This is a genomic window from Bacillota bacterium, from assembly GCA_040757085.1.
GTDB lineage: Bacteria > Bacillota > Sulfobacillia > JACIYH01 > JACIYH01 > JACIYH01.
Map to the genome: position 1 here is coordinate 152400 of JBFLXJ010000017.1, position 12480 is coordinate 164879.

Genomic DNA, 12480 nt, shown 5'->3' on the forward strand with positions numbered 1-12480 from the left:
TGTATAATTAGCGGCGCGGAGGCGATCGCTTGGCAAAGACCACCGGGCAAGAAGCGGCAGGTCCAAAGACCACCGGGCAAAGGGCGGCAGGTCGGGCTCGGCCCCTGGTAATAGTGGAATCTCCGGCCAAGGCCCGCACCATCGAGAAGTTCCTGGGCAGGGAGTACCGGGTGATGGCGTCGATGGGGCATGTGCGGGATCTGCCCCGCAGCCGGCTGGGGGTGGACGTGGAGAACGGTTTCACGCCCCGTTACATAACCATCCGGGGCAAAGGCCAGGTGGTGGAGGCCCTGCGCCGGGAGGCGTCCCGTGCTCCCAGGGTGGTGCTGGCCACTGACCCCGACCGGGAGGGAGAGGCCATCTCCTGGCACCTGGCCCAACTGCTTTCCCTCCGGGATGGGGAAGCCCTGCGGGTGGAGTTCCCGGAAATCACCCGCCAGGTGGTGCGGGACGCCATGAAGCATCCCCGGCCCCTGGACATGAAGCGGGTGGAATCCCAGCAGGCGCGCCGCATCCTGGATCGGCTGGTGGGGTACAAGTTGAGCCCCCTGCTGTGGGAGAAGGTGAGGCCCGGGTTATCGGCCGGGCGGGTGCAGTCGGTGGCCCTGCGCCTCCTCGTGGACCGGGAACGGGAGATCGCGCAGTTCGTCCCCCAGGAGTACTGGACGCTGACCGCCCACCTGAAGACGGCCGGGGAGCGCCCGTTCCAGGCCCGTTTCTGGGGCGCCGCGGGTGAGAAGGTGGAACTGCACTCGGAAGCCGAGACCCGGGCCGTCATGGATGCGGTGGGCAACGAGGTATTCCGGGTGGTCAGGGTGACGCGCCGCCAGCGCCGGCGCAGCCCCGCACCACCCTTCACCACCAGCACCCTCCAGCAGGAGGCGTTCCGCAAGCTGGGGTTCACAGTCAGGCGCACGATGGCCATCGCCCAGCAGCTGTACGAGGGGCTGGACCTGGGACCGGCAGGGCGCACGGGTCTGGTCACCTACATCCGAACCGACTCCACCCGGGTGGCTCAGGAGGCGGTTAATGCTGCCACCGCGGTGGTGAGAAGCCGCTACGGTGACGACTTTGCTGCCGGAAAGGCGCGGGCGGGCACGCGCAAGCCGGGGGAACAGGGTGCCCACGAAGCCATCCGACCCACCTCCGTGGAGCGGGACCCCGAGTCGATACGGCCCTACCTGACCACCGAGCAGTACCGGCTGTACCGGCTTATATGGGAACGGTTCCTGGCATCCGTAATGACCGATGCCGTGTACGACCAGGTCCTGGTGGAAATCGAGGCAGGGAGTCACCAGTTCCGTGCTTCGGGGTCCACCCTGCGCTTTGCCGGCTTCCTGGTGCTTTACAGCGAGGGGCGCGACGAGGAGACCTCCGCCGAGGACGAGGAAGGCGAACTCCCACCCCTCTCCGAGGGCGAGGTGGTCAACCTGATTTCCCTGGAGCCGGCCCAACACTTCACCCAGCCTCCGCCTCGCTACACGGAAGCCACCCTGGTAAAGGCCCTGGAGGAGAAAGGAATCGGTCGCCCCAGCACCTACGCACCCATCATGGCCGTCCTCCAGGAGAGGGAGTACGTGCGGCGGGAAGGGGGGCGCCTGGTTCCTACCGAGCTGGGCATGGTCGTGGTGGATCTTTTGCGGGAGCATTTCCCCGACATCATAGACGTAGATTTTACGGCCCGGGTGGAGGAACACCTGGACAAGGTCGAGGAAGGGGCAGTTTCCTGGCGAGACGTGGTGGAGGATTTCTGGGGGCCCTTTTCCGCCTCGCTGGAACGGGCGGAAAGGGACATCGAGCAGGTGCGTCTGCCGGAGGAGGAGACGGGAGAGACCTGCCCCTTGTGCGGGCGTCCCCTGGTGGTGAAGAGGGGGCGCTACGGCAAATTCCTGGCCTGCTCGGGATATCCCGAGTGTACCCACACCCAGCCCCTGGTGCTGAAGAGCGGGGTCCGGTGCCCCGAGTGTGGTCAGGGGGAACTGGTGCAGAAGAGAAGCCGCAAGGGCCGTACTTTCTGGGGTTGCGATCGGTATCCGGAGTGCCGCTACGTGATCTGGAACAGGCCCGTACCGGAGAAGTGTCCGCGCTGCGGTTACTTCCTGGTGGAGGTTTCCCGCAAGGGAGGGACCTCGCTGCAGTGCGGGGCGCGGTGCGGTTATCGTCGTTAACCACTGGCGCCAATTCAGAAGTTATGGTAGTATTATGCGTGTTCAGTCGCAGGGGAGGTTGCTGTGTTTCAGGCCCAGTGGGATCGCTGGCAGGATGAGTTCCTCGCCTATTGCCTTTCCGCCCGAGGAGGGTCTCCCCACACGGTCACCGCATACGGGGCCGACCTGTCTCAGTTTGCCTCGTACGCCCGCAGCCGGGGGGTGGTTTCCCTTGACCGGGTGGACAGGAACCTGGTGCGGGATTTTCTGGGCCAGATCATGAGGGCGGGGTACGGCCGCTCCACCGTCCGCCGCAAGATCTCTGCCCTGCGTTCTTTCTTCCGGTTCCTGGCCTGGCGGGGGGTGGTTTCCCAGAACCCGGTGCGCGACCTGCTCTTTCCCCGGCGGCCGCGGCATCTTCCCTCCTACCTGGGCATACCCGAGGTGGCCAGGTTGCTGAGCCTGCCCGATACCACCACGCCCCTCGGGTTGCGGGACCGGGCCCTGCTGGAGGTCCTCTACGCCTGCGGTCTCCGGGTATCTGAGCTGGTGGGCCTGGACGTGGGCGACGTGGATTATTCCGACGGCTTCGTGCTGGTTCGCCGCGGTAAGGGAAAGAAGCAGCGCTTCGTCCCCCTGGGGTCCCAGGCCATCGCTGCACTGGGAGAGTACCTGAGGCGGGGCCGGCCGGTGCTGGCCCAGGGTAAGGCGACGGCGGCCCTCTTTTTGAACCACCGGGGCGGGCGGTTGTCCGCGCGCAGCGTGGGGCGTATCCTCCAGGGCTACCTGCGCCACATGGACGTGGGCGGGCACGTTTCCCCCCATACCCTGCGCCACAGTTTTGCCACCCACCTCCTGCAGCGGGGGGCTGACCTGCGCTCGGTGCAGGAGATGCTGGGGCACGCCAGCGTCAAGACCACCCAGATTTACACCCACGTGGACTCCATCCGCCTGCGGGAGGTTTATGCCCGGGCCCACCCCCGGGCCGGGGAGGAACGAATCAGGTGAGGACAGCCATGATCGGCACCACCATCCTGGCCGTGCGGCACAAGGGTCAGGGAGCCATGGCCGGCGACGGGCAGGTGACCCTGCCGGGGGCTACGCCCACCGTGGTGAAGCACGGGGCCCAGAAGATCCGGCGGCTGTACGAAGGCAGGGTGCTGGCCGGCTTCGCCGGGGGGGTGGCCGATGCGTTTACACTATTTGAGAAGTTTGAAGGGAAGTTGCAGGAATCCCACGGCAACCTGGCCCGCGCTGCGGTAGCCCTGGCCCGCGAGTGGCGCACCGATCGTATTCTGCGCCGCCTGGAAGCGCTGCTCCTGGTGATGGATTCCGAGCACCTGTTCCTGCTTTCCGGCTCGGGCGAGGTGGTGCAGCCCGACGACGGCCTGGCCGCCATCGGGTCCGGGGGGCCCTATGCGCTGGCTGCGGCCCGGGCCCTGGTCCGCTTCAGCGATCTGGGAGCAGCCGACATCGCCCGGGAGGCCATGCGCATCGCGGCTTCCATCGACGTGTATACCAACGACCAGATCGTGGTGGAGACGGTCTGAATTATGGAGGCACGCGTAGGGGGGAAACCAGTGGATGATCTTACTCCCCGGGAGATAGTGGCTGAACTGGACAGGTACATCGTCGGACAGGACGAAGCCAAGCGGGCGGTGGCGATTGCCCTGCGCAATCGCATGCGGCGTCGGCGTTTGCCACCGGAGATGCAGGAGGAAGTGGCCCCCAAGAACATCCTCATGATAGGGCCCACGGGGGTGGGCAAGACCGAGATCGCCCGCCGCCTGGCGCGCCTGGTTAACGCGCCCTTCGTGAAGGTGGAAGCCACCAAATTCACTGAGGTGGGGTACGTGGGCCGGGACGTGGACGCCATGGTGCGCGACCTGGTGGAAGCGTCCATCCGCATGGTGAAGCAGGAACGTATGGAGGAAGTGAAGGAGAGGGCAGAGCAGTTGGCGGAAGAGCGCCTGCTGGACATCCTGGCCCCGCTTCCCCACCGGGAGCCGGTTCCCCGCAATCCCCTGGAGGCCCTGTTCGGCCAGCTTGCCCACGAACGAGTCGAACCCGGGGATTTTGAGGAGCGGCTGCGGCAGGCCCGGGCCGAGCGCCGCATCGTCGAAAAGCGACTGGCGGCGGGCGAACTGGAAGGTGAACTGGTGGAGATAGAGGTAGAGGATGCTTCCGCCCCCATGGTGGACATCTTTTCGCCGGCCGGAGTGGAAGAGCTGACCATCAACTTCCAGGATATGCTCGGGGGTCTATTCCCGAAGCGCAAGAGGAAGCGCAAGGTTACGGTGGCGCAGGCGCGCCGCATCCTGGCCCAGGAAGAGGCCCAGAAACTCATCGACATGGATGCGGCCATTTCAGACGCCATCTTCCGGGCCGAGCAGTACGGGATCATCTTCATCGACGAGATCGACAAGATCGCGGGACGGGAGGCAGGGGTGGGCCCCGATGTCTCCCGGGAAGGGGTGCAGCGGGACATCCTGCCCATCGTGGAGGGCTGCACGGTGAACACCAAGTACGGTCCCGTGAAGACCGACCACATCCTGTTCATCGCCGCAGGGGCGTTTCACGTTTCCAAGCCCTCGGACCTCATCCCCGAACTGCAGGGCCGGTTCCCTATCCGGGTAGAACTGAAGGCCCTGACCAAGGAGGACTTCAAACGCATCCTGGTGGAGCCGCAGAACTCCCTGGTCAAGCAGTACCGGGCCCTGCTGGCCACCGAGGGCGTGGAAGTGGAATTCCTGGACGAGGCCCTGGACGAGATAGCGGAGCTGGCCTGGCAGGTCAACGGGCAGACGGAGAACATCGGGGCCAGGCGGCTCCATACCGTGATGGAGAAGCTCCTCGAGGACCTCTCTTTTGAAGCGGGCGAAACGGGTCCCCGCCGGGTGGTCATCGACCGCAACTACGTGCGTGAGAAGCTGGTCGACCTGGTCAAGGACACCGATTTGAGCCGGTATATACTCTAAACACGGGAGTCGGGGGGAAAGGGGAGAGGCAGCATGAGTAGTTTGCTGGCCAAGACCCGGGAGGTGAACCGCCTGCTGCAGAAAGCGGCAGGCCGCCCGGTTGATCTCCGGGACATGGCCGAAGCCCTGTCGGATCTGATTTCGTGCAACGTGTACGTGGTGGACCGCCAGGGTCGCATCCTGGGTCACGGTCTCATGCACCAGTTCGAGTGCGAAATCCTCAGGGAGGAGGTCCTTGACCAGGAGAAGTTCCCGGAGGACTACAACCAGAAAATCCTCAAGATCGAGGAGACCTCCCCCAACATCCGCCAGGGGCCGCGGCGGTGCGTGTTCAGCCGCGACAAGGGTTGCATGTATGAGGCGAAGGTCACCACCATCGTCCCCATCAATGGCGGCGGCGAGCGGCTGGGGACCATGCTGCTGGCCCGGTACGGAGAGGAGTTCACCGACGACGACCTGGTGCTGGCCGAATACGCCGCCACCGTGGTGGCCATGGAGATGCTGCGGGCCAAGTCCGAGGCCCTGGAGGAGGAGGCGCGCAAAAAGGCGGCCGTGCAGGTGGCCCTGGGGACGCTTTCTTTCTCCGAACTGGAGGCCATTCGCCACATCTTCGACGAACTCAAGGGGCGGGAGGGCTTCCTGGTAGCGTCCAAGATCGCCGACCGGGTGGGGATCACCCGTTCCGTAATCGTCAATGCCCTGCGCAAGTTCGAAAGCGCGGGAGTTATCGAGTCGCGGTCGCTGGGTATGAAGGGCACCTACATCCGGGTGTTGAACGACCGCCTGCTGGAGGAACTGAACCGCATCAAGGCCCAGCGCGCCTAGACGATCCGGCCTGGGCGATGTGGGGGTCGAACTCGACCGCCTGCGGGGTGGAGACAGGAGCGACCCTGGCGGGTTAGCAGGACCTGTTCGCGTCCTCTGCAAACGTCCGGTCCCGCCCGGGTGTCTGCTCGATTTCGCCGCCTTATCGCTCCCTTAACGGTTACAACCCTGTCGTCGAAAAAATTGGATTAGCAGTGGCAAGCAAGGAGGAATTTGGAGGAGGGTGTAGAATACTGCTGCTCAGAGAGAAATAAGGGGCTAACCCGACAAAGGCAAACCCGTCGAAAGGCGGGGACGCAAAGCCGCGGGTCTAAGGCTCTCCGGAGCTATGACGGCCGGGCTGCCGAAGGAGCCCTGAAGTTTTTAGGGCTGCTTCCGCACCGGCGGAAGCTTTTTCGTTAAAAGAGCGGGGGCGGGCGACATGGGTGAACCATTCTCTACCTGGCAGGTACGGGGGCTAGAACGGGCTCTCAGTGCGGCCGCGCGCCGTCACGAGGCGCTCGCGAACAACGTGGCCAATGCGGATACCCCCGGATATAAGCGCCAGGATGTTCATTTTCTGGGGGAGCTGCGCCGGGCCCAGGAACGGCTTGCCCTCACCCGCAGCCATCCCAACCACCTGGGAGGTGCGGGTGGCGCCGTTTCTGCCCGGGTAGTGAGGGACACGACCACCGGTCGACCGGACGGAAACAACGTGGATATAGAATTCGAGCTGGCCTCCCTGGCGGAAAATGGCCTCTGGTACCAGGCCCTTCTCCGACAGCTGGGGGCCAAGTTTTCCATGTGGCGGACCGTGATCACGGAAGGGAGGAAATAGCCATGGAACTGTTCCGGGCCATGGATACGAGTGCCTCGGCACTGACCGCCCAGCGTCTGCGCATGGAGGTGACGGCGGCGAATCTGGCCAACGCTGAGTCCACGCGCACCCCCGAGGGGGGGCCCTACCGGCGCCGGGTGGTGCGGCTGGGCGAGCGACCCCCGGCACCGCCGGCCGGGGAAAGCTGGGGGCGGACCCTGGCCCTGGCTGCGGGCATGCCGTCGCGGACGGCTTCAACCCGGGGGGGAGGGGGAACCCGGGTACTGGCCATCAGTGAGGACCCCACGCCCCTGCGCAGGGAGTTCCGCCCGGGTCATCCGGACGCCGATGCTTCGGGGTACGTGCTGATGCCCAATGTCAACCCGGCCCTGGAGATGGTGGAACTCATCGCCGCCAGCAGGGCATACGAAGCCAGTTTGGCCACCCTGGAGACGACCAAGTCCATGGTCCAGCGCACCCTCGACCTGGGGCGCCGCTGAGGAGCAATCCGGGGTGACCATGAGCGGCCGTCTGGGGCAACGGTGAGGAGGTAAGAACCGTGACTCCAGTAAGCGGGGTATCGCGAGCGGGGATGCATCTCTCTCCGGTGGTGGATCAGGCCGCCGATGCCGTACGCGGCCAGGCAGGTGCCACGCCCCCGGGCGGGTCGTTCGGCCAGTTGCTGGGACGGGCCCTGGAGGGACTCTCCGCCCTGGAAAGCCGGGCGGACCAGCTCACCGCCATGCTGGCGCGGGGCGAGCCCGTGGAACTGCATGAGGTGATCATCGCCACCGAGAAGGCGCAACTGGCCCTGGATCTGGCCGTACAGATGCGCAACCGGGTGGTGGAGGCGTATCAGGAGATCATGAGGATGCCCGTGTGAGTTTGCTGAGAGGGAGCGAGGCAAGTGGCGGGGTGGAGGGATCTGGGGAGCAGGGGTCTGGCGTGGTGGCGCGGGCTTTCCCACGGCGCCAGAACGCTCCTGGGGTTGGGCCTGGTGGCGGTGGTGCTGGCAGGCGGTTTGATGGCGTTCCTGTCCCAGCCCCGTTTCGTCCCCCTGTACACCGGGCTCGATATCACCGACGCCGCCCGCATTACCGAGAAGCTGGGTGAGCAGGGTGTGCCCTACCGTTTGCGGGATGAGGGGCGCACGGTACTGGTTCCCGCCCAGCAGGTCTACCGGGCCCGGCTGAGCCTGGCCGCCCAGGGCCTGCCCAGGCAGGGTACGGTGGGGTTTGAGATTCTGGACAAGCCCCCCCTGGGCGCCACTGAATCTGACCGACGCCTGGCTTACCTGCGTGCTTTGCAGGGGGAGCTGGCCCGCACCATCACCCAGGTGGAGGGGGTAGAGCAGGCCCGGGTACATATCGTGGTGCCCGAGCCCCGGTTGTTCGCCAGCCAGGAACACCCGGTCACCGCAGCCGTGCTGCTCAAGCTGCGTCCGGGCACAGAACTGGGGGTGGAGCAGGTGCGCGGCATCGTCCACCTGGTCACCCACAGTGTAGAAGGGCTGCGTCCGGACGGGGTTTCCGTGGTAGACCAGTACGGGCGGGTGCTATCGGCGCAGGTGGTGGACGACACCTCCCCGTCGGGGACGGCTGACCGGTTGCTGGAGGTGCAGCGCCAGTTCCAGGCTCATATGGAGCAACGCCTGCAGTCCCTGCTGGAGCAGGTGCTGGGCCTGGGGAATGTGGTGACCCGGGTGACGGCGGAACTCAACTTCGACAGCCGCACGGTGGAGCGCCAGCTCTTCGAGCCGGGACCGGACGATGGCGTGGTACGCAGCATCCAGGAGCTGGAGGAAACGTTTTCGGGTCAGGCCGGCAGCCTGCCTCCCACGAATGGTAATGTACCTGGATACCAGGTGGGAGGTTCGGAGGGACCGGTCTCCTACCAGCGGCGAGAGGTGACCCGCAACCTGGAAGTGGGACAGGTGCGGGAGCAAATGGTGGTGATGCCGGGGAGCGTGCGGCGGCTGTCGGTAGCGGTGGTGGTGAACCGGGAACTCGAGCCCGCCCAGCAGGAAGCGATCGGCAGGCTGGTGGCGGCAGCCATCGGTTCCGACCCGGCCCGCCAGGACCAGATCACCGTGCTGGGCATTCCCTTCGCGACCCGCTGGGTCGATCTGGAGGAGAAACCAACCACCCCGCCTGCGGCAGTGCGCCTGCCCGATTGGCGGTATCTGGCAGCAGGCGGAGGAGGTGTGGTGGTCTTGCTGTTTGCCCGGTGGCTGCGGGGGAGGAGGCGCCGGCGGCTGGTGCGCGCGCCCGAACCGGCAGTGGTTCCCGCCCCCACCCCGGTGGCCGGAGCAGAACCCACCCGGGCGGCGGCACCGGAGGAGCCGGAGGGGCTCGCCGACGAAGCCCGCCTGCGGGCAGAGGTAGAAAAGCTGGCGCGTAAGTCGCCCGAGACGGTTGCCCAGCTCATCAGGGCCTGGATGGCGGAGGAATGACCCCATGCTCAGGACCCCCGCCGGGAGGCAAAAAGCGGCCATGCTGCTCATCTCCCTGGGGCCGGAAATATCGGCTCAGGTGTTCCGGCACCTGCGGGAAGAGGAGATAGAGCAACTGACCCTCGAGATCGCCAACGTGCGCAAGGTACCGCCCGAGGCCCGGGCGCGGGTGTTCGAGGAATTCATGCAGATGTCCTACGCCCGCGAATACATGGCCCGGGGCGGCATCGAATACGCCAAGGAGCTGCTGGAGAAGGCTCTGGGAACCCAGAAGGCGCTCGACATCCTGCACCGCCTCACCGCCACCCTGCAGGTGCGTCCCTTCGATTTCGCCCGCAAGACCGACCCCGGCCAGTTGCGTAACTTCATCCAGAACGAGCATCCTCAAACCATCGCCCTCGTGCTGGCGTACCTGCAGCCCGAGCAGGCGGCGGCAATCCTCTCCGCCCTGCCTCCCGAGCTGCAGGCGGACGTGGCCCGGCGTATCGCCCTCATGGACCGCACCTCCCCCGAGATCATCCGGGAAGTGGAGAGGGTACTGGAACGCAAGCTGAGTTCCCTCACCACCCAGGACTTCGCCGCCGCCGGAGGGTTGGAAGCGGTGGTAGAAGTGCTCAACCGGGTGGACCGTTCCACCGAGAAGTCCATCATGGAGACCCTGGGGATCAACGATCCCCAACTGGCGGAGGAAATCAAGAAGCGGATGTTCCTGTTCGAGGACATCGTCACCCTGGACGACAGGTCGGTGCAGCGCATCCTGCGCGAGGTCGACCTCAACCGCGACCTGCCCATGGCGCTCAAGGTGGCGTCCGAGGAAGTCAAACACAAGGTCTTCCGGAACCTGTCCAAGCGGGCGGTGGAGAACCTCAAGGAAAACATGGACTACCTGGGGCCCGTGCGCCTGCGCGAGGTGGAGGAGGCCCAGCAGAAGATCGTCAACATCATCCGCCGTTTGGAGGAAGAGGGCGAAGTGGTGATCGCCCGCGGAGGAGGCGAGGAGATCGTTGTCTAGGGCAAGCGTCGCCCTCATCAAGAAGCATCTGGCCGCACTGGCCGGTTCCCGTCCGGTGGTGGTGGCACCCCCGGCTGACCTCATGGGGCCGGGTGCCGCTACTGAATCGGCCTGCTGCCCGGCTGCGGATGCTGTAGCGCCACCGGGACACACGGGTTCGGGCGGTGCGCAACCCGCGGGGGCCGACCTGGCCCTGGAGGCTGGCCGTGGCGCTCCCGGGGCCGCGGTGGAAAACGACGTGGGAGTGCTGCCCGGCGGGGACAGGGAGGCCGAGGTGGCCAGGATGGTGGAGGCGGCGCGGGCCGAGGCCCTCAGGATACACCGGGAAGCGCGGGAGCGGGGTGAAAAGGAAGGTTGGGAATCGGGATTTGCGGCCGGACAGCAGGCGGCCTGGGCCCAGGTGCGCCAGGAAGCCGAGGAGGCCATGCACGCGGCGCTGGCCATTCTGGAGGATGCCCGCAGGGAACGCCTGGTCATACTGCGTCAGGCCCAGCAGGACGTGGTGCGGATGGCCCTTGACCTGGCGGCCCGCGTCCTGGAGCGGGAAGTGAGCCTTTCGCCCGAGGTGGTGCGGGAGCAGGCGGCTGCCCTTGTACGCCGGCTGGAACAGGGGGAGAAGGCGACCCTGCACGTCCACCCCGACGACGTACCCCTTATCCAGCCCTGGTTGCCAGAACTTGCACAGGCATGTGGTGCCTCCCTGGAGGCGGTGGCAGACCCCGCCGTGGGCAGGGGCGGGGTCATGGTGGAAACGCAACATGGCTACCTCGACGGCAGGCTGGACAGGCAGTTGCGACGCCTGGGAGAGGCGTTGCTGACCTTGACCAGCACCCTGCCCGACCCCGGCGAAGCCACCGAGCAGAATGCGCCCGTGCTGGGAGGTCAACGAGAGGGGCAATGTGCGCCCGAGGTGGGGGGTGAAGGCGACGGGCAGGATGCCGGCTAGTCTACCCTGGGACGAGTTACGGGAACTGGTCAAGCGCTGCGATCCCGTGCGCCGCGTGGGAGTGGTAACCCAGGTGGTGGGCTTAACCGTAGAAGGTCACGGGCCCGGCGTGCCGGTGGGAGAGGTCTGCCTGGTGTATCCCGGAGGGGGGCAACCCCCCGTGCAGGCGGAGGTAGTGGGATTCCGCCAGGGTCGCACCGTGCTCATGCCCCTCGGGGACCTCAGTGGTATCGGCCCCGGATGCGAGATCGAGGCGGTGGGGTTGCCCCTGGAGGTGGAAGTGGGGCCCGGTCTGCGGGGCCGGGTGCTGGACGGCCTGGGCCGGCCCATCGACGGCAAGGGACCGTTGCGGGGAGAAACCAGGTATCCGGTGATGGCCAGCCCCCCTGCCCCCCTGGAGCGCCGCTGCATCACCGAGCCCCTCTGGGTGGGCTTGCGCGTTATAGATGCCGTGCTCACGTGCGGCAAGGGACAGCGCGTGGGGATCTTTGCCGGGAGTGGCGTGGGCAAGAGCGTGCTCATGGGCATGCTGGCCCGCAACACCCGGGCCCAGGTGAGCGTGATCGGCCTGGTGGGAGAACGGGGCCGGGAGGTCAAGGATTTCCTGGAAAAGGATCTGGGTCCGGAGGGGTTAAGGAGGGCGGTGGTGGTGGCGGCCACGTCTGATCAGCCCGCCCTGGTACGCATCCGGGCCGCCTTCGTGGCCACGGCCATTGCCGAGTATTTCCGGGACCAGGGCCAGGACGTCCTGCTGCTCATGGATTCCGTCACCCGCTTTGCCACTGCCCAGCGCGAGGTGGGACTGGCCATCGGCGAACCTCCTGCCACCCGGGGGTACACCCCTTCCGTATTTGCCCTGCTCCCCCGGCTGCTGGAAAGGTCGGGTACCTCGTCCCGGGGAAGCATCACCGGCATCTACACCGTGCTGGTAGAGGGCGACGACATGAACGAACCGGTGGCGGACCAGGTGCGCAGCATCCTGGACGGCCACATTGTGCTCTCCCGCGACCTGGCTGCCCAGGGTCACTACCCCGCGGTGGACGTGCTGGCCAGTGTGAGCCGGTTGGCCAGCGACCTGCAGGACGAGGAACATCAACGCGCGGTGTCCCGCTTGAGGTCTGTGCTCGCCACCTACAAAGAAGCCGAGGATCTTATCAACATAGGCGCGTACGTGCCCGGCTCCAACCCCGCCATTGACTACGCGCGCAGCCGTATCGGGGCCGTGCGGGCGTTCCTGCGCCAGGGAACCCGGGAGAAGGCCGACCCGATAGAAGCCCGGGCCCGGCTCATCGACATGCTCAAAGATGCGCCCGAGTGAGGGGTA

Annotated in this window: 12 protein-coding genes and 1 riboswitch; all 12 genes read left to right on the top strand. The window is 66.3% G+C overall.

Annotated features, from left to right (window positions below; translation table 11 throughout):
* Positions 1–29 precede the first annotated feature (29 nt).
* The 12 genes from topA to AB1446_05885 all read left to right on the top strand — a co-directional run bounded on the left by topA (position 30) and on the right by AB1446_05885 (position 12474).
* A complete protein-coding gene (topA, locus tag AB1446_05830; GenBank protein MEW6546423.1) occupies positions 30–2168 on the top strand; it encodes a type I DNA topoisomerase in 2139 nt (712 codons plus the stop codon).
* A gap of 63 nt (positions 2169–2231) precedes the next feature.
* Complete coding sequence (xerC, locus tag AB1446_05835; protein MEW6546424.1) at positions 2232–3155, top strand: tyrosine recombinase XerC; 924 nt, start codon at positions 2232–2234, stop codon at positions 3153–3155.
* 8 nt (positions 3156–3163) lie between these two features.
* Complete coding sequence (hslV, locus tag AB1446_05840) at positions 3164–3697, top strand: ATP-dependent protease subunit HslV (GenBank protein MEW6546425.1); 534 nt, start codon at positions 3164–3166, stop codon at positions 3695–3697.
* Positions 3698–3727: 30 nt separating this feature from the next.
* Positions 3728–5125 carry an ATP-dependent protease ATPase subunit HslU gene (gene hslU, locus AB1446_05845; protein ID MEW6546426.1) on the top strand — a complete coding sequence of 466 codons (1398 nt, stop codon included), beginning with the start codon at positions 3728–3730 and terminating at the stop codon, positions 5123–5125.
* A gap of 33 nt (positions 5126–5158) precedes the next feature.
* Complete coding sequence (gene codY / locus AB1446_05850; protein MEW6546427.1) at positions 5159–5950, top strand: GTP-sensing pleiotropic transcriptional regulator CodY; 792 nt, start codon at positions 5159–5161, stop codon at positions 5948–5950.
* Between the two features lie 261 nt (positions 5951–6211).
* A riboswitch (cyclic di-GMP riboswitch) is annotated at positions 6212–6298 on the top strand.
* Between the two features lie 73 nt (positions 6299–6371).
* Positions 6372–6767 (top strand): flagellar basal body rod protein FlgB, encoded by a 396-nt coding sequence (flgB, locus tag AB1446_05855; GenBank protein MEW6546428.1) that lies wholly within the window; start codon positions 6372–6374, stop codon positions 6765–6767.
* Positions 6768–6769: 2 nt separating this feature from the next.
* Entirely contained in the window at positions 6770–7246 is a 477-nt protein-coding gene (gene flgC / locus AB1446_05860; GenBank protein MEW6546429.1) for a flagellar basal body rod protein FlgC, read from the top strand.
* 59 nt (positions 7247–7305) lie between these two features.
* Positions 7306–7629 carry a flagellar hook-basal body complex protein FliE gene (fliE, locus tag AB1446_05865; protein MEW6546430.1) on the top strand — a complete coding sequence of 108 codons (324 nt, stop codon included), beginning with the start codon at positions 7306–7308 and terminating at the stop codon, positions 7627–7629.
* A gap of 24 nt (positions 7630–7653) precedes the next feature.
* Positions 7654–9198: a flagellar basal-body MS-ring/collar protein FliF gene (fliF, locus tag AB1446_05870; GenBank protein MEW6546431.1), complete on the top strand. Its 1545-nt coding sequence runs from the start codon at positions 7654–7656 to the stop codon at positions 9196–9198.
* Between the two features lie 4 nt (positions 9199–9202).
* Positions 9203–10210: a flagellar motor switch protein FliG gene (fliG, locus tag AB1446_05875; protein ID MEW6546432.1), complete on the top strand. Its 1008-nt coding sequence runs from the start codon at positions 9203–9205 to the stop codon at positions 10208–10210.
* The gene (locus AB1446_05880; protein ID MEW6546433.1) at positions 10203–11156 is read left to right on the top strand and encodes a FliH/SctL family protein; all 954 of its coding nucleotides are present in this window, start codon (positions 10203–10205) and stop codon (positions 11154–11156) included. The genes fliG and AB1446_05880 overlap by 8 nt, the downstream gene beginning before the upstream one ends.
* Positions 11146–12474, top strand: coding sequence for a FliI/YscN family ATPase (locus AB1446_05885; GenBank protein MEW6546434.1), 1329 nt, complete (start codon positions 11146–11148; stop codon positions 12472–12474). The genes AB1446_05880 and AB1446_05885 overlap by 11 nt, the downstream gene beginning before the upstream one ends.
* Positions 12475–12480 lie beyond the last annotated feature (6 nt).